The sequence below is a fragment of the Hymenobacter sp. GOD-10R genome, from assembly GCF_035609205.1.
GTDB lineage: Bacteria > Bacteroidota > Bacteroidia > Cytophagales > Hymenobacteraceae > Hymenobacter.
On record NZ_CP141184.1, the window covers coordinates 1,672,764 to 1,697,500 of the forward strand.

22 protein-coding genes and 1 tRNA gene (1 of these 23 only partly in view) are annotated in these 24,737 nt (G+C 49.6%); 10 read left to right on the plus strand and 13 right to left on the minus strand.

Annotated features, from left to right (window positions below):
- Positions 1–249: 249 nt before the first annotated feature.
- The 6 genes from SD425_RS06855 to SD425_RS06880 all read right to left on the minus strand — a co-directional run bounded on the left by SD425_RS06855 (position 250) and on the right by SD425_RS06880 (position 7,603).
- Positions 250–2,436 (minus strand): TonB-dependent receptor, encoded by a 2,187-nt coding sequence (locus SD425_RS06855; RefSeq protein ID WP_324676775.1) that lies wholly within the window; start codon positions 2,434–2,436, stop codon positions 250–252.
- Positions 2,437–2,724: 288 nt separating this feature from the next.
- Complete coding sequence (locus tag SD425_RS06860) at positions 2,725–3,702, minus strand: MBL fold metallo-hydrolase (protein WP_324676777.1); 978 nt, start codon at positions 3,700–3,702, stop codon at positions 2,725–2,727.
- Between the two features lie 138 nt (positions 3,703–3,840).
- Positions 3,841–5,376 (minus strand): hypothetical protein, encoded by a 1,536-nt coding sequence (locus tag SD425_RS06865; RefSeq protein WP_324676779.1) that lies wholly within the window; start codon positions 5,374–5,376, stop codon positions 3,841–3,843.
- 122 nt (positions 5,377–5,498) lie between these two features.
- Positions 5,499–6,017, minus strand: coding sequence for a hypothetical protein (locus SD425_RS06870; protein ID WP_324676781.1), 519 nt, complete (start codon positions 6,015–6,017; stop codon positions 5,499–5,501).
- A gap of 233 nt (positions 6,018–6,250) precedes the next feature.
- Positions 6,251–6,670, minus strand: coding sequence for a hypothetical protein (locus SD425_RS06875; RefSeq protein WP_324676783.1), 420 nt, complete (start codon positions 6,668–6,670; stop codon positions 6,251–6,253).
- Between the two features lie 195 nt (positions 6,671–6,865).
- Positions 6,866–7,603 carry a hypothetical protein gene (locus tag SD425_RS06880; RefSeq protein ID WP_324676785.1) on the minus strand — a complete coding sequence of 246 codons (738 nt, stop codon included), beginning with the start codon at positions 7,601–7,603 and terminating at the stop codon, positions 6,866–6,868.
- 354 nt (positions 7,604–7,957) lie between these two features.
- Between SD425_RS06880 and SD425_RS06885 the strand changes: the two genes are divergently transcribed.
- A complete protein-coding gene (locus SD425_RS06885; protein ID WP_324676787.1) occupies positions 7,958–8,365 on the plus strand; it encodes a thiol-disulfide oxidoreductase DCC family protein in 408 nt (135 codons plus the stop codon).
- A 35-nt stretch (positions 8,366–8,400) separates the two neighbouring features.
- Here the strand turns inward: SD425_RS06885 and SD425_RS06890 are convergent, their stop codons facing one another.
- On the minus strand, positions 8,401–8,886 hold the full coding sequence (locus SD425_RS06890; RefSeq protein WP_324676789.1) for a MarR family winged helix-turn-helix transcriptional regulator: 486 nt from the start codon (positions 8,884–8,886) through the stop codon (positions 8,401–8,403).
- Between the two features lie 278 nt (positions 8,887–9,164).
- On the opposite strand from SD425_RS06890, the gene SD425_RS06895 reads away from it, so the two are divergent.
- Together SD425_RS06895 and SD425_RS06900 are read left to right on the plus strand one after the other, a co-directional pair.
- Positions 9,165–10,169, plus strand: coding sequence for a zinc-binding dehydrogenase (locus SD425_RS06895; protein WP_324676791.1), 1,005 nt, complete (start codon positions 9,165–9,167; stop codon positions 10,167–10,169).
- A 108-nt stretch (positions 10,170–10,277) separates the two neighbouring features.
- Positions 10,278–10,529, plus strand: a complete 252-nt coding sequence (locus SD425_RS06900) for a hypothetical protein (protein ID WP_324676793.1) — start codon at positions 10,278–10,280, stop codon at positions 10,527–10,529.
- Positions 10,530–10,627: 98 nt separating this feature from the next.
- Here the strand turns inward: SD425_RS06900 and SD425_RS06905 are convergent, their stop codons facing one another.
- Complete coding sequence (locus tag SD425_RS06905) at positions 10,628–12,343, minus strand: CotH kinase family protein (protein ID WP_324676795.1); 1,716 nt, start codon at positions 12,341–12,343, stop codon at positions 10,628–10,630.
- Positions 12,344–12,732: 389 nt separating this feature from the next.
- Between SD425_RS06905 and SD425_RS06910 the strand changes: the two genes are divergently transcribed.
- Positions 12,733–13,851 carry a metallophosphoesterase gene (locus SD425_RS06910; protein ID WP_324676797.1) on the plus strand — a complete coding sequence of 373 codons (1,119 nt, stop codon included), beginning with the start codon at positions 12,733–12,735 and terminating at the stop codon, positions 13,849–13,851.
- A 125-nt stretch (positions 13,852–13,976) separates the two neighbouring features.
- Here the strand turns inward: SD425_RS06910 and rfaD are convergent, their stop codons facing one another.
- Positions 13,977–14,942 carry an ADP-glyceromanno-heptose 6-epimerase gene (gene rfaD / locus SD425_RS06915; RefSeq protein WP_324676799.1) on the minus strand — a complete coding sequence of 322 codons (966 nt, stop codon included), beginning with the start codon at positions 14,940–14,942 and terminating at the stop codon, positions 13,977–13,979.
- 236 nt (positions 14,943–15,178) lie between these two features.
- Here rfaD and SD425_RS06920 point away from each other — a divergent pair, with 236 nt between their 5' ends.
- Positions 15,179–15,598 (plus strand): 6-pyruvoyl trahydropterin synthase family protein, encoded by a 420-nt coding sequence (locus SD425_RS06920; protein ID WP_324676801.1) that lies wholly within the window; start codon positions 15,179–15,181, stop codon positions 15,596–15,598.
- Positions 15,599–15,709: 111 nt separating this feature from the next.
- Entirely contained in the window at positions 15,710–16,819 is a 1,110-nt protein-coding gene (gene lpxB, locus SD425_RS06925; protein WP_324676803.1) for a lipid-A-disaccharide synthase, read from the plus strand.
- 74 nt (positions 16,820–16,893) lie between these two features.
- Here the strand turns inward: lpxB and clpX are convergent, their stop codons facing one another.
- The 4 genes from clpX to SD425_RS06945 all read right to left on the minus strand — a co-directional run bounded on the left by clpX (position 16,894) and on the right by SD425_RS06945 (position 20,717).
- Positions 16,894–18,117 (minus strand): ATP-dependent Clp protease ATP-binding subunit ClpX, encoded by a 1,224-nt coding sequence (gene clpX, locus SD425_RS06930; RefSeq protein WP_324676805.1) that lies wholly within the window; start codon positions 18,115–18,117, stop codon positions 16,894–16,896.
- 225 nt (positions 18,118–18,342) lie between these two features.
- Positions 18,343–19,050: an ATP-dependent Clp protease proteolytic subunit gene (locus SD425_RS06935; RefSeq protein ID WP_324676807.1), complete on the minus strand. Its 708-nt coding sequence runs from the start codon at positions 19,048–19,050 to the stop codon at positions 18,343–18,345.
- Between the two features lie 107 nt (positions 19,051–19,157).
- Positions 19,158–20,486 (minus strand): trigger factor, encoded by a 1,329-nt coding sequence (gene tig / locus SD425_RS06940; RefSeq protein WP_324676809.1) that lies wholly within the window; start codon positions 20,484–20,486, stop codon positions 19,158–19,160.
- A 149-nt stretch (positions 20,487–20,635) separates the two neighbouring features.
- Positions 20,636–20,717 (minus strand) — tRNA-Leu (locus SD425_RS06945).
- Between the two features lie 301 nt (positions 20,718–21,018).
- Between SD425_RS06945 and SD425_RS06950 the strand changes: the two genes are divergently transcribed.
- The 4 genes from SD425_RS06950 to SD425_RS06965 form a co-directional block, all read left to right on the plus strand.
- Positions 21,019–23,226: a bifunctional (p)ppGpp synthetase/guanosine-3',5'-bis(diphosphate) 3'-pyrophosphohydrolase gene (locus SD425_RS06950; protein ID WP_324676811.1), complete on the plus strand. Its 2,208-nt coding sequence runs from the start codon at positions 21,019–21,021 to the stop codon at positions 23,224–23,226.
- A gap of 141 nt (positions 23,227–23,367) precedes the next feature.
- On the plus strand, positions 23,368–23,844 hold the full coding sequence (locus SD425_RS06955; protein WP_324676813.1) for a transcriptional repressor: 477 nt from the start codon (positions 23,368–23,370) through the stop codon (positions 23,842–23,844).
- Positions 23,834–24,181 (plus strand): STAS domain-containing protein, encoded by a 348-nt coding sequence (locus tag SD425_RS06960; RefSeq protein ID WP_324676815.1) that lies wholly within the window; start codon positions 23,834–23,836, stop codon positions 24,179–24,181. The genes SD425_RS06955 and SD425_RS06960 overlap by 11 nt, the downstream gene beginning before the upstream one ends.
- A protein-coding gene (locus SD425_RS06965) for an adenylosuccinate synthase (protein ID WP_324676817.1) crosses the window boundary here: on the plus strand, positions 24,181–24,737 show its 5' portion. The gene runs 715 nt beyond the window's last position; 557 of the gene's 1,272 nt are visible here — the first part of the coding sequence; the start codon lies at positions 24,181–24,183; its stop codon lies off the right edge, out of view. Before SD425_RS06960 ends, SD425_RS06965 begins: the two co-directional genes overlap by 1 nt.

Consider the following 24,737-nt stretch of genomic DNA (forward strand, 5'->3'; position numbering starts at 1 on the left):
TAATCGTTTTTCTTCAGCGAATGAGTACAAGGCCCTCCTACCACAACGGTGCGATAGAAGAGGAGCTAGCAAGCTTAAACGGGAATTCTGAAGAAAATCTGCTTTCGTTGAGCTTTGTGTTACGAAATTGTTAAGCTGTAGCTACAGGTAAATGCTTGAATTATTGGAAGTTGTTAGTATAAAAACGCGAATAAAATCATTGAAAAAAGTAGCTTAGTAGTGCCAAAATGATTGCAGTAGCTTCGTATTCTACTTCTTCAAGAAGCGCCAGTTAACTGATAGGTTGACGACACGTCCCTCCACCGGCGCCCACAACGGCCGAAACTCAGGGTTGTTAAGAGGGGCCAGTACCACAGCTTCGCGACGTGTCTGGCGGTAATCAAGCACATTTTCGGCGTTTAATACCACCGTCCAAGGCCCCGTGAGGTAGCGCACCAGCAAGGCAACGATAGGGTAACCGGGGGTGGTAGTGCCATCGGGCAAATACTGCTGACCGGTATACGATGCTTCGATACCTGCGCCCCAATGTTCGCTGACCTCCTGAACGGCCACGGCCGATAGCTTATGGCGGGCAGCTAGCTCCACGTGCGGGTGCACTGGGTCGTAGTGCCGCCGTGCATCCGTGAAGACATACCCTAGGTAGAGTTCCGTCTCATCAGCTTGTAGGCGCACGTAGGTTTCCAGGCCTCGGCTGACCACAGGGCGGCTTTCGCTTTGCCACGCCAGCGGTGTTGTCACGGGTGCTTCCTCGGGAAAAAGCACCATGGGGTGGTTCAGACGCGTGTAGAAGAAGCCCTGGTTGATGTTCAGCCGCACGTCCGAAGAGAAGTTGTGCGTCCAGTTCACGTCGCCGTTTAGGCCGAGCGAGCGTTCGGCCTGAACGTTCGTGAGCGGCTGTACCTGCGGATACTGGCGCTCATCTAGCTCATTCACGTAGGGCACGGGCACGCGGTAACCGAGGCCTCCGTTGAGGCGAGCAGTGAGGTGTTCGTTAGCACGAAAAAGCAGCGCTACTCGCGGCAGCACGAAGTTGCCGTACTGGTTCTGGTGATCTACGCGCAAGCCCACTTGCACCGTGAGCGGACGTATGATCTGCCAATCGTCTTGCGCAAAAGCGCCCACTGTGGCGTACGTGTAGCGGTTGAGCAGGGGCGTGCGGCTAGCTAGGTCCGGGCGCAAGGCCTCCCCGTTGAAGTTGATGCCGCCTACTACTGTGTGCCGGCCTAGGCGGTGGAGGTAACTGGCTTCGGAGTAGTACGAAAGCTGCCGCGCTGCAAAAGCAACGGTGTTAGTTGTCACGTCGCGGTTGAAGCTGCTCACCGTGCCTTTCAGTGTGAGGTTGCCGCCCGCCACACTGTCTTGGGTATAAATGGCGTCGAACGTATGCCGTTGCAGTTGGTTTGTAACGAAGTACTCATGGCCCGGTACATCACTACCATCGCGTAAGCGGCGCTGGTCGCCGCCCCGTCGCGACTCGAACGTGCCGGTATAGCCAACGGCTAATTGCCCATGCGCATTAGGGTACCAAAAGAAGCGCGGGTGCACGGTCAGGTTGCGCAACCTAGGTACGTCTACGAAGCCGTCGCCGTCGACATCGACATCCTGCTGACGCGTGAGGCCACCGTAGAGCGTGTAGCCTAGCTTGTCGTTGCGGCCGCTGGCAAAACCGTTGAGGTTGCTCTCGCGCAACGTACTTTGATTAATCGTGACGGTGTACTGCGAGTCGCCGAGCCTTGGGGTTTTACTCACCAAATTCACTAGGCCAGCAATAGCCCCGCCGCCGTAAAGCGTACTGGATGAGCCTTTAATCAACTCAATCTGGCGCAAGTCGAGCGGCGGAATTTGCAGGATGCCGAAGCCGCCGGCATAGCCACCTAGCAAGGGCAGACCATCGCGCAGAATCTGCGAGTAGCGACCCTGCAACCCCTGAATACGTAAGTCGGCGTTGCCGGTAGTAGGAGAAGTAGGCTGAATTTGGGTGCCAGCAATGTCGCCGAGCAAGGAGGCAATGTTGCCGGGCTTGATGCCGTTTTCTTCTTGCACTTCCTCCTCGCCCAACACCTCAACGCGCGTAGGCAGGTCTTCGAGGCGGGAATTGGTGCGCGTACTCGTCACAATTACTTCGCCTAGCTGCTCGGCATCGGGGGGCAGGAGCAGTATCAGGGGAGTGGTTTGGGGAAACGTTACGCGCACACTGCGTGCCTGGTACCCTAGGTAAGAGAAGTCGATTTGAGCCGTTTCGCCGTTGAGGTTAGGTAACATTAAGCGGCCTCGGTTATCGGTAGTGCCGCCAGATGTTGTACCATGTACCACGGCACTCACCCCAATCAATGGCTCACGGGTGGTGCTATCGAGCACGACGGCGCGAAAGGTATTTTGAGCAAAACTGGCCGTACTCAACAGTAGCCCGAAGATCAATAACAGGAAAGAGCGCATTTAGCAACAAGCAAGATAATGCCCAAAGCTGCACACTACATTCTGGAGAAAATCTGATGCGCTGAATTGCTAGAAATACAACCAGAGAACAGAGAGCTAGCACTAAGAAGCTCCCCTCCTTTTTTAAGGAGGGGCTGGGGGTGGTCTAACTAGAACTAAAAAACTAGACCTAGCTTCTCGTTCAACGACAGGAACCACCCCCAACCCCTCCTTAAAAAAGGAGGGGAGCTTCTAGTTCTAGCTTCTGACATTGATAGCTAGATGTGAAAATACAACTGTTCTGGATACCTACTTTTGGTGCTGCTGCGTGGGCTTATCCTGAGTGGCTAGGACGTAAGTCGCTAGACCAACCAAACCAATACCTAGGAGCAAACTGGGCATAGGGTTCGGCAGGGCGGGGGGCACGGCAATAACGCCGGTTTCGTCGGCAAGAGCTGGCTGGGGCACGTAGCGGCCTTGCGCGGGTACTGCCTCTTGCTCGAAATGCTGTACAAGGGCATTTAGTTGGTCGCGGAGCTCTTGGCCGTGCATCGGAATGCCGTGGCCTGTAGCCGCTATTTCGGGTTGTAGTTCGGCCAGAGTTTGCACCGAGGCGCGCGCTTGCTCCCAGTCACAGGTGAAATAGGCGGGTGGACCATGTACTTCCTGCTTCTGTTGCCACACCGCCATAGCCGATTCTTGCTTCGTCGTCACGAAGGCGTCGCCGGCCAGCAGCAAGCGGTCCGATTCGCGGAAGAAGGAGACGTGTCCTGGCGAGTGGCCCGGCGTTGCAACCCAGCGCCAGCCAGGCAGGCTGGGCACGGTGCCGTCTTCCGGCAGAGGCTTCACCCGGTCACCTAGGTCGATAGGCTTCTTAGGGTACAGAAACGACATAGCCGCCATGGCGCCACCACCTACGCTTGGGTCAGGGGGCGGATACGAAGAGCGCCCTGTCAAGTACGGTAGCTCCAGCGGGTGCGCATAGACCGGCACATCGGGCCAACGCTCTACCAGCGTGTGCAGGGCCCCAACATGGTCGAAGTGGCCATGCGTGAGCACAATAGCCGCGGGCGGGTTGTCCTCGCCAAACAAGAACGTGGCTTTGTCCAGCACTTTTGGCGCCGAACCAGGCAGCCCCGCGTCAATCAGCGCCCAAGGGCCGGCAGGTGCTTCCGGGTCGCGCACATAAAACAGATTTACAAATACATTGCGCAGCGCCCACACGCCTGGCGCGACGTGCTGCAAAGCGGGCGTGTTGCCGCGCGTAGCATGATTTTGCTCAGCCATAAAAAGAAGTTGTTAAGGAGGTGATGCGTGTTGCCGCTCGTGTAGGATCGGCAACACGCCAGCAGAACTTGCTTTTGCTTGTACTGAAGCCCGCTGAAAAAGGTATTGTCGAGCTAATAGATTGTGGAAAGCTAATGGCTACTGCTGCGGGGCTGGTTGAGCAGGCTCTGTTTCACAGCTGCAGAGCACCTCACGGGTAGGCTTCGAAACTTTGTAATCAGGCAGCGACACTTCTTTCATGTAAATCACGTCGAGCCGACTGATGGGCCGATTAGGGTGCTTCTCCTGCCAGATGCGCAGCCAATAGTTGCAGTAATAAGGCCGCATATAAGAATTGGAGACGAACAAGTAATTCTCTGAGTACTTACGCCACCGGTCGTTTTTGAAGAGCGCCATTACCGAATAGGGCTTGTCGTACGTCAGCGGGCGACCTTTGCGGTTCAGGTCGATGTGTTTGCCGTCTTTAGTGGTGGCATCCAGAATGTACCAGCCATCATCTTTGAACACAGCGGGCGCAAACATGCCCCAGTGCTGGTCGGTGCGAAACAAATACCCAAACCAACGCAGCGGGTCTTTCATATACCACTCGGGTTTAGCAATAGTGTCGAGGTTCCACCAGCACACGTACACGAGCAGGAGCGTCACGACCGTTTCGCGCATCGTCCGCAGCAGGCGGTCGGTGCCGCTCGAACGTTGCCAGCTAGCTTCCACCCGCAGCCGGAAAGGCAGCCGCTGCCATTGCTCCAAGCTAGGTCGCCACTGCGCTAGGCGTGGCCCTAGGCGTTGGGCCCGCGTTCGGATGTGCCGATCCAGCCAGTTCATCGTCCAAGGAGGAAGCAAACCGAGGACTGACGCCATGTTGATAAGGTAAAACAAGCCAACAAACAGCGTAAGGCTGATACCGATGTGGAAGGAGTAGAGCACCCCAACAAACAGCAGCCGCCACCACGTTACCCCAAACGGAATGAACAGCACGAAAGGCAAGAGCATCTCGGTGTAGTACGTAGCAAAGGTGAGATACCGCATTAGATCATAATGCTGGTAAAGCAAGCGTCCCCCCGGCATCAACAACTGGTCGAGGCTAAGCGCATAATAGATAGCGGTACCTTCCTTCGACCACTCCGGCGCATGTTTGAGCAGCGCGGTGCACCAGTATACCAAGGCTAGCTGCACGATATAAGCCACGGTAGCAGCGCTGAAGTAGGCGTAGTTTGTGGGTGCTACTTTGCTGCGAGCATCAAGGGAGTACAAGCGCCCCCAGGGCAAAAAGATGCCCCAGAAAAGCAGCATGCGCAACAGGTCGTCGCCGCCTTGCCCGATAAGTGGGTTACGGTTTTGCAGCGACACCAGCAGCAGCCACGAAATTATAGTCATCAGCCGGGTACTATACCCTAGCAGCAAGGCTACGGCCGCAGCGGCTGCTAGTAGAAAGAGCAGGGCTTCGCCTTGCCAAAGCCCTGTAATGGCATGCAGGGAAAACTGATAGGGGTTCCAGTTGTACTGATACAGCACGTTGAGTGGCAATACACCTAGGTTGGCATAATGCGCTTCCAGATCCGTGCTGCGGATGACTAAGTCGGTGAGGATAACAGCGGCTACTGCGATACGCATCAGAGCCATAGCTCGCAGATCAAGCACAAATGGTCGACGCAGAAAAGCTAGAATTTGGGGCATAGGCGCCACAGTAGAAGGTCGTGAATAAAATGAAAGGCGGAAAAACAAGTCACCCCGTAGGAATGACCGGCCTTTCCGCCCTCAGACAGATGAGTTGGTAAGAAACGTTAGCCGGACAAGGCTTAGCGAGTGGTTCCGCCACTAGTGGTGCCCGAGGTAGTAGAACCCGAACGGCTGCCGCTAGTGGTTGTGCGCGTAGAACGCGTAGTGCGGGTGCTCCGGGTCGAACTGGTAGTCGTGCCCATGCTGCCAGCGGTCGTGCCTACCGTCGTGCCAGCAGTAGTACCGGCCGTGGTGCCTAAACCGGCAGTTGTGCCTACCGTCGTGCCGGCTGTAGTACCAACGGTTGTGCCGGCTGTGGTTCCAGCGGTTGTGCCAATGGTGGTCGTGCCTGCCGTGGTGCCTAGGCCTGCGGTCGTGCCTACCGTCGTGCCAGAGGTTACAGCACCGGCTGTAGTACCAGCTGTTGTCCCTACCGTCGTACCATAACCGGTAGTCGAGCCCACGGTAGTGGTGCCTGAAGTGGTACCACCAACGGTGCTACCAGTAGTACCTCCAGTGGTTTGAGCAACACTAGTGCCGGCGCTTAAAACAAAGGCAGTGAATGCCAAAAAACCTAGTACATGACGTGTCTTTTTCATAGCAGTTGAAATTTAGGGGAGGACAGAAAGCGCTGTGCGCGCCAGGTACTCATACGAGAAGCTTGAATTTTGGTGCTAAAATCCTGTGTAAAAGAACTGCGCCTCTAGAGAGCATAGCGTAGAAAACGCAGTTTTCTACGCAGAATCGAGCCTTGCCAAAACGGCCCAAACGGCACTTGTAAGATGCTGTTTGGGCCGTTTTGGTAATTAGGTATTATGCAATGGGCAAAGGCTTAGGTAGTGCTGCCGCCTGTCGTTGAACCACCAGTTGAGCCAGTGGTCGAGCCACCTGCACCGGTAGTGGCGCCTGTGGTAGTGCCACCCGTGGTAGCACCAGTACCGGCGCTGCCCGTTGTAGATGCATCAGCTGCCGTGCTACCACCGGTAGTAGTGCCACCGGCCGTTGTGCCAGCAGTAGAGCCTGCTGCATCACCAGTGCCAGTCGTGCTACCATCCGTCGAAGACATATCGGAAGAGCCTGACATGCTAGAAGAATCGGACGACATCGTGCTGCTAGCGTCAGTTGATGATCCGCTGGTGCTACCACCTGCTCCACCGTTTTCTGCGCCACTGTTATTGCCGCCACAGCTGCTTAACGTGAGTGAAGTAGCCAACATCGAAGCAGCTAGCATCATGAATGGAATCTTTTTCATAAAAGAATTAGAGATGAAAGAATGAGGGTGTATTAGTTAAAGCAAGAACTCTACGGCCTTACGTAACTAATTTACTGAGAGTTAATGCTGAGCTTAAGAGTTGGCAGACCAAAACCAACTAAATCTGCCCGGCAGCGTCCAGCAAGCGGACATACTGCCGGGCAGATTTTTTAATCAGCAAGTATTATAGGTCTATTAGGTAGTGCCACCGCCGCCAGTGGTACCTCCACCGCCCGTCGTGCCACCACTGGTAGTACCGCCGCTCGTGGTGCTGCCTCCCGTCGTACCACCACTCGTGGTACCACCGCTGGTAGTGCTACCACCCGTAGTGCTTCCCGAAGTGGTGCCACCGCCTGTTGTGCCGCTAGTAGTGCTACCACCTGTAGTGCTTCCTGTAGTAGTGCCGGAAGTTGTTGTGCCAGATGTAGTACTGGTTGTCGAACCCCCTGTTGAACCCGAAGTAGTACCAGTCGTGGTGCCCGAAGTCGTGCCGCTTGTCGTTCCAGTAGTTGTCCCACTCGTGGTGCCGCTCGTCGTACCAGTAGTAGTTCCGCTCGTCGTGCCAGCAGTAGTACCAGTAGTACTACCGGTTGTCGTGCCTGCAGTAGTCCCACTTGTAGTACCAGTAGTCGTACCGCTTGTGGTACCACTCGTAGTACCCGAAGTAGTCGTACCAGAAGTGGTTCCAGTAGTTGTACCGGAAGTAGTGCCACTCGTAGTGGTGCCGCTTGTCGTGCCTGAGGTAGTGCCCGAAGTTGTACCACTGGTAGTAGTACCCGAAGTAGTTCCGCTGGTGGTGCCAGAGGTTGTTCCACTTGTAGTACCGCTTGTAGTACTAGGGGTGTTGTTGTCATCGTCGTCGTCGCAAGACGTTACGCCCAACGATAAGCACAACAAAGTAGCCGGTATGGCCATAAGCCATTTCTTTTTCATAGCAAGGAAAGGTTAGGTAGTGGTTCGTGTCCTTGCCTATACGACCTTGTACAATCTAGGGGCTACCGGTTATTTATTGGATTAATTCTGTTTTAATACGGAGTTAATCCGTAATTTTACTTACTTAATGATATGTAAATTATTGATATACAGATTAATGAAATTAAGCTTATATAAACTAGTGTAAATATCAGATTGACATAATTATATTGTTGGCTACTTGATAAGACAATATTTTGTTAACTCGAAGGAGTCTAGCTGCTTTGCTCGCAACTTCGTATAGACACCAAGTTCGCCCTATAAACTGACCTATTTGCCTCCAAACTCTATTGGCTCCTGCTGCCGTTTTCTGCTATGTCGCGTCCGTCTGCTACTATTCTTTTCGATGGGGTTTGTAACCTCTGCAATGGATTTGTGCAGTTTATTATCAAAAACGATTCGGCTGGGCATTTTCGCTTTGCTTCACTACAATCAGAGGCTGGTCAGAAACTGCTCGCAGCCCGTGGAATAACTGCTCCCGTTACTGACCCCGAGAGTGTACTGTTGGTAACTGCTACTAGCGTTTATTCACATTCAACGGCCGTGCTACACATTTTGCGAAAGCTAGGTGGCGCTTGGGCCTTGCTGTATGCCGGTATAGTATTGCCACGCTTTATGCGTGACGCCGCTTACCGATTCGTAGCGCGTAACCGTTACCGCTGGTTTGGCCGTGAGGAGGCCTGTATGCTTCCTACCCCAGAGCTAGCTAAGCGCTTTCTCTAACACCGATGCCTTACTTGCGGCAGTACTGACAGTGGCTAAGACGACTTCGTATCCTCGGCAGGACTGTTGTTCGCGCTAATTAACGCCCGCAACGGCTGTATCAAGCTTGCTTGTTGAGTGCCTAGTGTGCTAAAAAAGATCTTGTCAAATTCTTCTACTGCCCAAGCAGCTTGCACCAGTGTTTTGGTGCCGATGGGTGTGAGGGCAATAGCTTTGGCACGCGTGTCATGCTCGTGCTCGGTGCGTACGAGCAAGCCTTTTGCTTCTAGCGTGCGCAACAACTTACTCGCCATCATCTTGTCGATCCGCGCGTGGTCTGCCAAAGCAATTTGCGTCACGGGCGTAGCTTGTTGATCCAGCTGGTGGGCTGATGCTAGCACTACAAACTGAGCGTGTGTAAGGTCAAAACGCTCCAGTGCCTTTTTAATTTCCCGTTGCCAAAGGTTTGTCACCTGCCACAGCAGAAAGCCAAGATTATCATCCGGACTTTCAAAAGCGAAAAGAGAATTTGTGGAGGCCATAACATGCAGTGGTCAAGTGTGACTTGCTCAATAATTGCGGAATTGTATACAAAGTGCCGTTTGAATATTTACTTTCGGCCAGACGCCAGCTAGGTAGTCCGTTGAGCAAACGCGGGATAGGAGAGCATGCATAGAATAGCATGCGAAGTGGCTATTAAATGTTACAAACGCATACATTTATTTTGTAATCAAGGTTACAGTAATCGTAGTTACTGTAACCAAGAGTTGGTTTCTGCGCTTGAATTGCCTACTTCGGTTACTTATTTTGCTCCTCATACATGAAAGCTCTTCGTCTAGATGGTATTCATCAGCCGCTGGTCCTGCAACAGGTTCCTACGCCAACACCAGGTCCCAACCAAGTCTTAATTCAACTCAAAGCTGCCGCTCTCAACCATCGTGATGTTTGGATTCAGAGAGGGCAATATGCTGGGCTGCGCTTTCCCTGCATTCTAGGCTCTGATGGAGCCGGAGTGATTTCTGAACTAGGAGAAGGTGTCGACGAAGCCCTCTTACATCAAGCTGTACTTATCAATCCAGGGCAGCATTGGGGCGAAAACCCACGGGCGCAATCCAAAACGTTCACTATCCTAGGCCTGCCGGAGCAAGGAACCTTCGCCGAATACATAGCCGTGCCTGTCTCGCAGGTTTGCCCGTTGCCGGCACACCTCAGCTTTGAGCAGGCGGCGGTTTTACCATTAGGCGGAGCAACCGCGTACCGTGCAATTTTTACGCGCGCCAAACTACAAGCAGGTGAACGAGTGCTCATCACCGGTATCGGCGGCGGCGTAGCACTGCTCGGTATGCAAATGGCTATAGCTTCAGGTGCAGAAGTATGGGTTACTTCCAGCTCACCTGCTAAGCTAGCCCGTGCGCAACAGCTAGGTGCCCGAGGTGGCGTAAACTACAAGGAAGAGAAGTGGGTCGATGATCTGTTGAATCAAGCCGGTGGAGCCTTCGACGTGATAGTTGATAGTGCCGCTGGAGCAGGATTCAATACCCTGTTAGATGTGGCAGCTCCTGGCGGACGCCTCGTGTTCTATGGAGCTACACAAGGCAACATTCCGGAGGTAGTAGCACGCAAAATATTCTGGAAGCAACTTTCCGTGCTAGGATCTACCATGGGCACTGAGCAAGATTTTGCCGACATGGTACGCCTTGTTGAGGAGAAGCAACTCGTGCCTATTATTGACGAAGTATTTCCCTTGGCTGAAGGAGAAAACGCTATGCGCCGCATGGACAACGGCGAGCAGTTCGGAAAGCTCGTACTACGCATTGATGTGTAGTGTGGAACTGAATTAAATCATATTTTATGCTGTCAGGAATGAATCTATAAGCTAGGTCTGGTGTTCTTATAATAGAGAAATTTACAACTGTATAACTTCTGCCGACCGATGAAAAATCCAGCTGATTACTTAGAAGGCCACGTTTTTGAGGCGAGACGTCCGCGTCGGGAATTGCAACCAGTCGTAACCTACACTGATGCTGTGAAAGCAGTAGAAGCAGCTTTAGCTGACGCAGAAAAGTACAAGTATTTATTGATGCGTGCTTTACGTCGGCACGCTGACGAAACAGCTGTTGTACCTATGCAGGTAGCTTCTACTGAAGCCACCATCCGTCCGCTCTATCAAGACATAGCTGCCTAAGCCGTGACAAAGAAGACATGCTAAAATATAATGACCCCATAACGACAAACGGCTCACTATAGTAGTGAGCCGTTTGTCGTTATGGGCTGAGTAGCTAGCTAGTTAATGACAAGCTTCTGCGTTCTAAATGTTTTGCTGTTCTTCACAGTTACCATATACAAGCCTTTTGCTAGGTTATTGATAGCAATTTTGTTCAAAGTGCCGTTTAACATGGTCTTTGACACTACTCTACCGTTCATATCTTGAATAGATAGCTCGTACGGCAAAGCTTCAGTTTCTACGAACAAGAAATCGTTTGCTGGATTAGGATAGATGCTTACGGCGGCGCCTTGCTTGCTACTTCCACTTTTCAGTACTGTAGAGCTCTGAGCAAAGATACCATCTAGGTAAGCGATTCGGCTTTTGAGCCACGTAGCAGTGTAGTCTGCGTACGTGTTGTCATAGCTAAAGCTGTTCCAAGCAAGATGTTCTCTCTCGTAGATGTTGTTGTTCAAAAGGTAATCTTGCTTCTCTTTGAACTTATGCAAAATGTAATCTTCTGTGATAACAGTAGCTCTCAACTCTGCCCACCGTTGGTATAAGGTGGCATTGAATCCAGAAGGTGAATTGTCCTTGATTAAGCGTTTGTAAAATCCGTTCGATAAGATGTCGTTCGTGACATTGTCGCGGCCGCCGAACCAATTATTACCGAATGTACCATCTAGATCCCATGGAGCATAATAATAGGGCTCATTCGTTTTATATTTAGCTACATAAAGGTTTTTACCAGTATTATCGACTGCTCTAATTAAATTTAGGAAGATGTAATAGTCGACAGCATTTTTAAGATTGAACTTGGTTTTATACTGGTTGTAAAAATCTTGGTCAGAGCTATTCTCAACGAACTTAACAAAGTTATATAAGTTAGTCCAATCGGTTTTTTCTTCGGGGTGCTTATATTCAAATCCACCCCATGTTGAGCTAGTATTGTCGAAATCAGGTAGACTGGTAAATGTAACGGCTCCGCCCCAGTCATTGCCTTTGTAGAGTTCTCCAATTATTCCGCTATTATATTTCTTTAGCTTTAGCTGCTTACGATCGATTCTCTCACTAAGAGCATACAACCCTTTGTATTCATTATTCAGAAAAACTTCTACGTAAGCCATATCGATTCCATTCTTGGCATCTGGCTCTTTATCCTTATAATATATCTGGTGAATGTCCTGCCACAGCTCGTTAGAAGTTTTGCTATTAGAGCGAAGTGGTTCGTTATAAAGGGCTTGTAGATTCCACTTATTATCGGTCCGCATCTTTAACAGGCTAACATCTCTACTGACATCCCCCTTCGTATCACTCCAGAAGCTTAACTTATACGATTTCTTAGGATAAACTTGCGAGTAGCCACCCCGGATTTCAATGCCTAAACTGGATTGCATTACAGCTCCACTTGCTTCAGACATTAAAAAATTAGCGTAAACGCTAGGCGAGTCAACTATTTCGTTTTCTGTGTCAATATGAATAATTGGTAAGTCAGTAAAATAAGCCGTATAGACTGTATTTTGCAGTGTTACTTGATACGACGAAGCTGTATTTACAAGGAGCGTCGGGTTAACAAATGCATAATCTTTATCAAGTACAAGATGAGTTCTTAGTTCGTCGGCATCTGCATTAATATCCCCAACCTTCTTATTGATTACGATGATATGCTGTTTAGCATCAACATGGTAAAAGTTAGATGGGATAGTAATCGTGTCTCCTGCAAATGCCTTTGTAGCTACACAAAGGAAAGCGACGGCTAACGTTGTTAAACGATTGATAGAAATGTGGTTAAACATGGTTAATTGTGTGTAATATTTTATTGTTGTGTAGTTCTTAATGGGTTCTATTAAGAATGTAGTGCAAGCGCAAATGTGTTTATGAATAGCCAACTCAGGCTTCACAGTTGTGTTGTAGCTTGTGAGCAGTCAGATAATCTTCCCTTGTTAGCTAGACAAGGGCTAATGCTTGAAAAGTGGTCGTAAAGTTGTTCGGTAGCGTTCTGCAGAGGGATGTTCTTCAAAAACGATGTTTCGATGGTAAGATTAGGGCTTGGTAGCTAGGTCGCTCAAATAGGATGAATCTCATAAAACGCTGCGAATAACGTATCTAAAAACCAATAACTATTAAGGTCTTATAATATTCTTTAATAGTTATAATTGATCGTAAAAATAGTATCATGAATTGCATGCCTTTTGCCTTTTTTCGACGTCTGGCCATTGTGGGATTGCTAGGTACTTTGCCTCTTCTAAGCCATGCGCAGCGTTTTGCTGCTATCGGCGATTATGGCTTTGCTGGACAACCAGAGAAGGATGTAGCAGATATGGTAAAAGGGTGGGAGCCAGACTTTATCATTACACTTGGCGACAATAATTACGATCTAGGTGACTCTACCACTATTGACAGGAACATTGGCCAGTATTATCACAACTATATTTATAAGTATCGCGGCCGCTATGGACCTAGCGCCTCCTCTAATCGCTTCTTTCCCTCGCTCGGCAACCATGATTATTACACGCGTAATGGCGAGCCGTATCGTGACTACTTCACGTTGCCAGGCAACGGACGCTACTATGATTTTGTACGGGGCGATGTTCACCTCTTCGCCATTGATAGTGACCCCGCAGATCCAGATGGCGTTGAGGCAAACTCTGTACAGGCTCAATGGCTGCGAGCAAAGCTAGCTACGTCTACGGCGCGTTGGAAGATAGTGTACCTGCATCATGCGCCGTATTCATCAGGAGCACATGGGAATACGAAAGAACTGCAATGGCCTTTCCGGGAGTGGGGCGCCTCGGTTGTGTTAGCCGGCCATGACCACCATTATGAACGCTTGTTAGCCGATGGGCTACCTTACTTTGTCAACGGTTTGGGCGGACGTAGCATCTATAGAGTTAATCCGCGACCTATAGCGGAGAGCCGAACTATTTTCAACGGCGATTACGGGGCTATGCTTATCAACGCCAACCCTGATAGCCTAGCCTTACAGTTTTATACTCGCAAACATGTATTGATTGATACCTATGTGTTGCACCGCTCGCTCAGTAAAACACCAACGCTATACCCAATCAGCCCCAACCCGCTCCAGGAAGAGGCCATGATTGAGTTTTCAGTGCCTACTCAAATGGCGGTGCAATTGCGAATCCTGAACACGCTAGGGCAGGAAGTTGCTACGTTGCAACAAGGGCTGGTCAATGCCGGTTGGCATCGATTTATCTGGCACCGAAATTCGACACCAGCGGGTATCTACTACGTACAGCTAGTTGGAAAAGGCTTCTCGCAAGTAATGCGCGTTGTCGCGCTTTGATAGACACTTTGTACCTTGCTTATTATTAAGCGACAACTACCTTTTCACAGCAACAGCCCGCCCGGCTATTCTCATAAGAATAATTGGGCGGGCTGTTGCTGTGAAAAGAGAGGCTGAATAAGGCCTTATATGTAAGCGCCGGGTACCAAGTAGTTCTGTACGTAGTCTTGGATACCGTCTTCTAAGCGAGTGAAAGGCTGGTCATAACCAATGTGACGCAGTTTCTGCATATCAGCTTGTGTGAAGTACTGGTAAGTGTCGCGGATATCCTCGGGGGTGTCTTTGAAGTGAATGTCCGCGGTGCGACCTAGGGCATCAAAGGTGTTCAGAGTCAAATCCAAAAAGGTGCGTGCTTCGCCGGTACCTAGGTTATATATACCAGAGTGCTGGCGGTGGTGCATCAGGAAGTAGCACACTTCCACCACATCTTTCACATACACAAAGTCCCGCTTCTGCTCGCCATCCGCGTAATCGGGGTTGTGGGAGCGGAATAAGGTCATGGAACCCGTGTTGCGGATCTGCTCAAAAGCGTGGAAAATAACTGATGCCATACGGCCCTTGTGGTATTCATTGGGGCCATATACATTAAAGAACTTCAGCCCGGCCCAGAAGAAGGGCTTCTCTACCTGGTTTACCGCCCAGTTGTCGAAATCGTTCTTCGACTCGCCGTATGGGTTGAGAGGACGCAGCAAGGGCAATAGGATGTCGTCGTCGGAGTAGCCGAGCGTGCCCGACCCATAAGTAGCCGCCGACGAGGCATATACCAGCGGTAGTTGGTACTGGCAGCAAGCCTGCCACATCTGCTTCGAGTAGTTTAAGTTGAGCAAATCAAATACATCACGACTTTGCTCAGTTGTGTCCGTGCGAGCACCTAGGTGGAAGATGAACTCAACCTCCTCGTGATGTTCTGCCAACCAGTCGAAAAATTCGTTGCGGTCGACGTACGCACGTAGCCGTTTTCCTTTTAGGTTAGCGAGCTTACGCTCCACGGCGAAATTATCCACCACTACGATATCGTTGAAGTTGGCGGCATTGAGGCGAGTGACGAGGCAGCTAGCAATAAAGCCGGCTGCACCAGTGACGACGATCATAGGGCAGAGCTAGTTTTTGTTCAAAGGTACTTTACTGGAATCAATGCGTCTCTACGTTGGTCGCTTCCTTAGGTCCGGTGCGGCGCATGGTTCTTCGTATATTTGCGGCGAAAAAGAACGGATGTGTTCACGTATTGTTGGGGGAAGCTTACGAATAGACCAATGCTTGTTGGCTTTCAATCGGAACGGTTCAACCAACCAGCGCATTTACATATCCACCAATCAACACCTTCACAATGATCTACGTTAGTCGGCAGGAGCACTTCAATGCCGCTCACAAGCTATACAACCCTACCTGGTCTGATGAACGCAACCGCGAAGTATTTGGGCCTTGTGCTAATGTTAACTGGCACGGGCACAATTACGAACTGATTGTAACGGTGAAAGGCCAGCCCGACCCAGATACTGGCTTCGTGGTTGACTTAAAACAACTCAGTAAAATCATCCGAAAGCACATCATTGATCAGGTTGATCATAAAAACCTCAACCTGGATGTGCCTTTCATGCAAGGCAAACTCGCTAGCACTGAAAACCTAGCTGTTGCCTTCTGGCAAATTCTCCAGCACGAGCTGCCGAACATTTCTGCTGCGCAGCTCCACTGCATCAAACTCTACGAAACACCCCGCAACTTCGTGGAATATTACGGCGAGGAGTAAAAGGATTGAGTTTAACTGCGAAGTATTAAGAAGGATAGCGTTACTGTCAGTGCAAAACTTAAGCTTCGCCATAGGCTCAGCACTCAACGTTCAACATTCAACACTTCTAACATGAAGTATTACCTGATTGCGGGGGAGCGTTCCGGCGATTTTCATGCGTCGCACCTCATGCATGCATTGCGCCACCAAGATGCTACCGCCGAGTTCCGGTGTTGGGGCGGCGACATGATGGCTGCCGAAGGGGGTGAGCTGGTGCACCATTATCAGGAAATGGCCATTATGGGCTTTCTGGAAGCGGCAACAAGCATTCTGAAATTTCGACGCTACCTAAGGGAATGTCAGCGCGACCTGCTAGCCTATCGGCCCGATGTACTCATCTTAGTTGACTATGCCGGCTTTAATCTACGCGTGGCGAAGTTTGCTAAGCAGCACGGCATTAAAGTTTTCTACTACATCTCGCCCAAAATATGGGCTTGGAACCAAGGGCGTGTACACAAAGTAAAAGCTCTGGTTGACCGCATGTTCGTGATTCTTCCATTTGAGTCGGAGTTTTACCAGCGCTTTGGGTATGAAGTAGATTATATCGGTAACCCAACGGCTGATGCCGTAGCTGAACACCCAGCCAACCCCGACTTCTACGCGCATAACAAGCTAGCTACTGATAAGCCCATTATTGCGGTGCTACCCGGCAGTCGTAAGCAGGAAATCGAGGCCATGCTCTATGTGATGCTGTCTATTCTGCCACCATTCTTGAATTATCAGTTTGTAGTAGCTGGTGTTGATAACTTAGACCCCAACTACTATGCGCACTTCGAGCGCAACAACGTTCGGATTATCTTCGGGCAGACATTTGACCTGCTGCAGCACGCCAAGGCTGCTCTTGTCACGAGTGGTACTGCTACGTTAGAAACGGCTCTGTTCGGAGTGCCGCAAGTGGTATGCTATCGTACCAGCGGCATCACCTACGCTATTGGTAAAGCGGTCATCAAAGTGCCTTACATCTCACTAGTCAACCTGATTGTAGGCCGAGAAGTAGTGAAAGAGTTGATCCAAGGAGAGTTTAACTCTCGCAACTTGGTGATGGAGCTTAAAAAAGTAACAGCTGACGAGGAATTTATTGCTCAGCAGAAAGCTGGTTACGTTGAACTGCAGGAAAAGCTAGGCCGGCACAATGCCGCTGATAAAGCTGCAAAACTGATGGTGGAGTATTTAAGAGCGTAACTAGCTGGCCGTTAAAAAGGTGGGGGCTGGTAGAGAATCCTCTACCAGCCCCCACCTTTTGGTTTTTGTACGAGCTATGCTGCCCGTAATTGCTTCAACGGTGACTTCTCAAACTTGCTCTGGGCATAGTCTAAGTCTATCGCGAATTCCTTGACGCCCGCTTCTGAAGGCATCTCGAACATGGCGTCCGTCATGATGCTCTCACAGATCGAACGCAAGCCGCGGGCACCTAGGCGATACTCGTCCGCTTTAAGAACGATATATTCAAGTGCTGATTCCGTGAAGGAAAGCTCGATGCCTTCCATCTCAAATAGCCGTTGATACTGCTTTACGATAGAGTTCTTGGGCTCCGTCAGGATCTTCCGCAGCGTAGCATGATCCAGCGGATTCAAATGGGTCAGCACAGGCAGACGACCAATTAACTCTGGAATCAAGCCAAAGGCTTTCATATCCTGTGCCGTAACATAACGCAGGAAGTTCTTGGTATCGATTTGATCTTCTAGCATCGTCTTGGCGAAGCCCATCGGCTTCGTGTTCAAACGGCTCTTAATGATGCGGTCGATTCCCACGAAAGCACCACCGCAGATAAAGAGAATGTTTTCGGTGTTCACCGCAATCATCTTTTGCTCAGGGTGCTTGCGACCACCATTCGGTGGCACGTTCACGACAGTACCTTCTAGGAGCTTCAGCATGGCTTGCTGCACGCCTTCGCCACTCACGTCACGTGTGATGCTTGGGTTATCGCTCTTGCGAGCAATCTTATCAATCTCGTCGATGTACACGATGCCACGCTCGGCAGCCTCCACGTTGTAGTCAGCGGCTTGTAGCAGGCGAGCTAGGATACTTTCTACGTCTTCACCTACGTAGCCTGCTTCGGTGAGTACCGTGGCATCGGCTATGCAGAAGGGGACCTGCAGAATGTTGGCTAGCATCCGAGTTAAGAATGTTTTACCGGTTCCTGTTTCGCCCACCATGATGATGTTCGATTTTTCAATTACGACATCATCCTTTGTCGGCTTTTGCATGAGGCGCTTGTAGTGGTTGTATACCGCTACCGACATCACCTTCTTTGCTTCATCTTGCCCTACTACGTATTGGTCGAGATACTCCTTCATCTCGCGGGGCTTCACAAGGTTGAACTTAGGCGCTTTTGTGTTCGAGCGGATCTTGTTCTCCTCGTTCAATATTTGCTGGGCCTGTCCGACGCAGCGCTCACAAATGTGGGCGTTGATGCCGGAAATCATAACCGAGACGTCTTTTTTGCTCTTGCCGCAGAAGGAGCACGTGATATCTGCCATTGCTAGGTATCTCTCTGGATAGGGTAGGGGAGCCGCTCTCAATAAGTTAAGCAGCCTCAAAGGTACGAAAACGCAAACGCCTTAGGTAGGCAAAAAGGTTGCCAGCCAGCGTAGCTTCTATTTAAAAGCGAAAAAGCTCCTCGTTGGTTACCAAAACCAACGAGGAGCTTCCCATTATGCGGTTACTAGCGAACCTAGGTTCCCGAATTTTAATTCAACCTAGCTCTACTGAACCTTACGTTCCAGTACTTCATCGATCAGACCGTACTCCTTTGCTTCGTCGGCGCGCATCCAGTAATCACGCTCCGAGTTGTCGTAAATTTCTTGGTAGGTCTTACCCGAATGCTTAGCCAAGATGTCGTATAGCTCCTTCTTCAGCTTCAGGATCTCACGAGCAGTAATTTCGATATCGGTCGATTGACCTTGTGCGCCACCCGAAGGCTGGTGAATCATCACGCGAGCGTGAGGAAGCGCCGAACGCTTGTCTTTGGCACCACCAGCGAGCAACACAGCACCCATCGAAGCAGCCAGACCCGTGCAGATCGTAGCTACATCTGGATTTACGTACTGCATCGTATCATAGATACCTAGGCCAGCATATACTGAACCGCCGGGCGAGTTGATGTAGAGTAAGATATCTTTCTTCGCATCAGCTGACTCTAGGAAGAGCAACTGGGCCGTAATAATGTTCGCAATGTAGTCGTCAACGGCCGTACCAAGGAATACAATACGGTCCATGATCAGGCGCGAGAAAACGTCAATCTCAGCAAAGCGCGTAGGGCGCTCCTCAATTACCGAACGCGTCATCCCCGTTGGCAACATCATACCCGAACGCACTTGGCCTTCAACGTGGTTCAAATACTGGTCCACGCCCAGTCCGCTAAGACCCTGGCCTTTGACGGCAAACTTGCGGAATTCTTGTTTATTCAGCATGACAGAAAATGTAGGAGAATTGTTAAGGACAAAACCTCCGGGCAACAAAAAAGCCCTTGCGGCAAGTAAGGGCTTTTTTGTGGGTTACAAAACCAAGCAGTCAGCGATTAGCTAACAGCTTGACTCCGGAAATCCTCAGCCGAAACCGGCTTATCATTAACAACAACTTTGCCGCGCAGGTTTTCAATTACCTTTTCTGCCAGAATGGCTTCATACTCGTTCACGTAGTTCTTGCCGTTCTCCTGACGCAGATAATTGTCAGCAAAACTCCGCATCGATTCGCGCAATTCGTCGGTCATTTCCATGTTGAACTGACCTAGGATCTTCTGCATCGTGCGATCTACGATTTCGTCGTTTGCTACTTTCAGGCCTTGCTCCTCAACTACTTTGTTGCGAATCATCGACCACTTCAATTCACGCTCGTAGTCGTCGTAGTGCTCGTCTACCTGCTCGGGCGTCAGTTTGCCTTCGTTAGCGCGCACTAACCACTTCTTAAAGAACTCCTTCGGAACTGTGATAGTCGTGTTGTTCACCATCTGATCTACGATCTGACGGTTCATCAAGCCTTCGGCTTCGCGGTCGTAGTTCTCCTGAATGGTCGTGCGAACCTTCTCATCAAAGTCTTCTTTCGACGTCACAACGTCTTTGCCGAATACCTTATCGAAAAGCTCTTGGTCGAATTCTGGTGTGGTAGTACGGTTGATTTTCTCAACTGTCAACACATAGTCACCCTCAACATTGGCAGCTTCATCTTTCGAGAGACCTGAGAAGTTAGCAATGTCTGAAGCGTCTCCAGCAAAAGCATCCTTTAGGTCAAACGTAATAGCATCCTCGGGCTTCACACCGATAAACTTCTCTACACCGTTCTTTACCTTGTTGATAGGAAGCAACACCGTCTGGCCTTCACCTTCTGCGTCAGCCTTCTTAAGCTTACCATAGAGGTAGTCACCTGCTTCTGAAGCGTCAGGGTTAGTGCTCTCTCCAAATTGGCGTACAATCTGGTCGTGCGTTTCTTCTAAGGTCTTCTCGTCAACTGTTACTTGCTGACGGTCAACTGTAATCGACTGATCAGCGGGAAGTTCAAAGTCTGGTAACAGACCTAGCTCAAACTTAAAATCAAAATCTTTCTGAGTGTCAAAATCAACCTGGGTTTCCAGCGGTAGTGGCTCACCTAGGATTTTGATGTTGTTCTCCTTGATATACCCGTCTACAGATTTGCCAAGCAAGCTGTTGATTTCATCCGCCAAAATCCCCTTGCCGTACATCTTGCGCACCAATGTTACGGGCACTTTGCCGGGCCGGAATCCTTTGATTTGGGCCTTTTTGCTGTACTCCTTTAGTTTGCTCTCAACAGCAGCTGAATAGTCAGCTTCCGTCAGGTGTACTGTCAGGATGGCATTAAGTTGATCTTCGTTTTTATCGAGAGTAATGTCCAAAACGAGTGGTCGGTTAAGGGTAGATGGAAGTAGCGTGCCCTAGGCGGGTCGTTACGTCAAAAGCAGACTATGGGCTAAAAAGAAACCCCCAACGGTTGGGTTGAGGGCTAATTCGTTTGTTGGTACTAAGTACCAGAGAAAATAATAAGTGCGGATGGAGGGACTCGAACCCACACGCCTTGCGGCACCAGATCCTAAGTCTGGCACGTCTACCAATTTCGCCACATCCGCGTACGAGGCCAACTGCCTCGGGGCCGCAAAACTACAAAACGACTTTTAAATTCCAAACGTGTTAATGAATATACCTGCTCTATTATCGAAAAATAATTTACATCAATCTGTGCGACAATAGTTTAAAGTGTAAAATTTAGTTTGTGCACTCCTGCTCTTAAGAAGGAAGAGGGAGTAAGAAGACAAACCTTTTGTTGCTAGGTGTGTGTTATAAACTGATCACATCCTGCAAAACCTCTGTAGGCTTTGTACTTTAGCAAATAGATGCTGCTTGTGATGTGCTGCTTTTGCTCTGCTTATTATGCCTACCCTGATTGACCCTGAAGTAGAACGCAACGAGATTTTGCGGCAGTACCGCCGCCTACTCCGTACGGCTAAACCTTACTTATCTGGCAACGATGCCAAGTTGATTAAAAAAGCGTTCAATACTTCACTGGAAGCGCATAAAGACATGCGCCGTAAGTCAGGGGAGCCGTATATTCTGCACCCACTAGCTGTGGCACAGATAGCAGTGGAGGAAATAGGGCTAGGTACTACTAGTATTGTGTCGGCCCTTCTGCACGACGTCGTCGAGGATACTACTTGGGAGATTGCAGATGTAGAGCGGGAGTTTGGCCCTAAGGTTGCCCGCATTATCGATGGGCTCACGAAGATTTCAGGCGTATTCGAATATGGTACATCTGAGCAGGCTGAGAACTTTCGCAAAATGCTGCTCACTCTTTCGGAAGATGTGCGTGTGATTCTTATCAAGCTGGCCGATCGTCTGCACAACATGCGTACGCTCGACTCAATGCCGCGCCATAAGCAGCTCAAAATTGCTTCAGAAACCATTTACCTCTACGCGCCATTAGCGCATCGCCTGGGTCTTTACGCCATCAAAACAGAGCTAGAAGACTTATATCTGAAGTACACAGATACTGAGGTGTACCAAGAACTGGTAAATAAGGTACGCCAGAGTCGCAGTGCCCGTAACCGCTTCATTAAGGAGTTTGTAACTCCCATAGATGACGAATTACAAGCCCAAGGCTTTCACTATGAGATAAAAGGCCGGCCTAAGTCTATCTATTCTATCCTGCGCAAAATGCGTAAGCAGAACGTGACCTTCGATGAGGTTTATGATCTGTTTGCCATTCGTGTAATCTTGGATGTGCCGCCGGAGCAGGAAAAAGCAGCTTGCTGGCAGGTATATTCTATCGTTACGGATTTCTACCAACCTAACCCCGACCGTTTGCGTGACTGGGTAAGTACGCCAAAAGCCAACGGCTACGAGAGCTTGCATACTACTGTTATGTCGCGCACTGGCCAGTGGGTGGAAGTGCAAATTCGTTCGCGTCGAATGGATGACATTGCCGAAAAGGGCTACGCTGCGCATTGGAAGTACAAAGACACAGGCGTACCACAACCAGAGTCTGGTTTAGAAGCTTGGATTGCGAAAGTCCGGGAGATGCTCGAAACCAATAACTCCAGTGCGTTGGAGTTTATGGATGAGTTTCGGCAAAACTTATTTGTTAAAGAAGTTTACGTCTTCACGCCCAAAGGCAAGCTTGTTATCCTTCCCGAGCGTTCAACCGCGCTTGACTTTGCCTTCGAAATCCATACTCACATAGGCTTGCAATGCCTAGGTGCGAAAGTCAACCAGAAGCTTGAGCCGCTAAGTTATCAGCTACGTAATGGCGACCAAGTAGAAATTATTACCTCCCAAAAGCAGCGACCTACCGAAGAGTGGCTGCAATACGTCATTAGCTCGAAGGCTCGCTCAAAGATCAAGGAATTCTTGCGGGATGATAAGCGCAGCAAAGCCGAGGACGGCCGCTTCCTGGTAGAGAAGCGCTTGCAGCTGCTTGGCGTTGAGTATAATCAGGATAGCCTGAACCGACTGCTTGCGCACTACAACATCTACAACCTGCAGGATTTTTTCTACCGGTTAGCTATTGGACAGATCGATGGGCGAGAGATCAAGGAACATCTGTTTGACCCTGCGACACCTGCACCACGCCTACCTTCGCCTTTGGAGCCCAAGAGCTTTGACCACGAAGTGCAGAAGATCCGCGGTATCAACTCAAATATGCTCTTAATAGGGGAGAAGACAGACAAGTTCGATTATACGATTGCACCTTGCTGTAATCCGATTCCTGGTGATGACGTGTTTGGTTTCGAAACGGATGAGGGTATTGTCATTCACCGTACGTCTTGCCCAAAAGCGGTCGAGTTGATGTCGAATTATGGTAATCGTATCGTACGCGCTAAGTGGACTGATCAATTGGAGCTAGCTTTCCTAGCTGGTATTCGAATTAAAGGTTCGGACCGTGTTGGTCTAGTAAATGACGTTACGCGCATCATCTCCAACAGCCTCAAGGTGAACATGCGCTCTATCACTGTCGACTCCAATGATGGAATGTTTGAAGGACAGATTGTAGTGTTTGTGCACGATACGACGCACTTACACAAGCTCATTCATCGTCTTCTCAAAGTGAACGGAGTACTGCTCGTTGAACGTTTTGATACGTAGAGTTTTCAAAAGTCTAATTGAGCCCTAAGTAGTATAAAAATCTCATGAGGATTGTGCAGAGGTATAACGGGTTGAACCCTATCCATCCGTGTCCTATTGTAGTTACTTACCTTTGCCACTCCTTATAGTACAGGTTGCAAAATGCTTGATAAAGAAAAGTTTGAGGAGGTAAAGAAGATCTTTACCGCCTATCTCGAGAATAAAGGCTTGCGCAAAACCTCGGAGCGTTATGCCATTCTGGAGGAAATCTATTCCCGAACTGGCCATTTCGATGTAGAGGAACTGTACGCTGGCATGAAAGTCCAGGGGCTACAGGTAAGCCGTGCTACGGTCTACAATACATTAGACCTGTTGGTAGAACATGGCTTGGTGAGTAAACATCAGTTTGGTCGCAACTTGGCTCAGTACGAGAAATCGTATGGATACCGTCAGCACGACCATGTGATTTGCACAGAGTGTCATAAGGTGGTAGAGTTCTGTGACCCGCGCATTCATGGCATTCAAACAATGGTCGGTGACCTTTTGAATTTCCATATCTTGCACCACTCTTTAAACCTTTACGGCGTCTGCGGCGACTGCCGCGCCAAGGCCATTGCCCATTCTCTGAATGAAAACTGATTCCACCGTTCAAGACGGTATTTTATTCGTTCGCTTCTCCGGCGACTTAATAGGAAGTCCTGATTCCCAGCAAATTCTCGACATAGTCAATAGTCACCTAGGTGATTCCATCCTAAACTGTGCTATCGACTTGTCGAATGTTCGTTACATCAACAGCACCGGAATAGGCGTCTTGGTGTCACTACTCACTAAATACCGTAGCCGTGGTGGCGAGTTAGTATTAATTAGCCCTGCTGAGCATCCGCGTAAGATGCTAGCTCTTACAAAGCTCAATGCCATTTTCACAATTGCAGACGACGACGCGGCTGCTGTTGAACAATTAAAAGCCGTAAGCTAATGCCAGTTGATGTACTAGTTGGATTACAATGGGGAGATGAAGGGAAAGGGAAAATTGTCGATGTGCTAGCTCCTACTTATGATGTAGTAGCTCGTTTTCAGGGCGGACCTAACGCAGGTCACACCCTGACCTTTGGCGGCACAAAACACGTGCTGCACCAAGTACCTTCCGGAATTTTTCACCCACATATCATCAATGTGGTTGGTAACGGTGTCGTATTAGATCCTGTTATTTTTTTAGGTGAGTTACAAAAACTCAATGCCCGCAACATCGATTGGGCAAAGAATCTGTTCGTTTCTAAGAAGGCCCAGCTAATCCTTCCTTCGCACCGAGCTTTAGATCGAATTTCGGAAGAAGCTCGTGGGGGTAGTAAGATAGGTTCTACTTTAAAAGGAATCGGACCAACGTATCAAGATAAGATTGGGCGTAATGGTCTTCGTGTAGGAGATATATTACTACCTAATTTCTCGGAGCGTTACAATGAAGTCGTGACGCGTCACGCGAAACTTGCTGCTTTCTATGAGCGTGAGTTGGAGATAGAGTCAGCAGAAGAGGA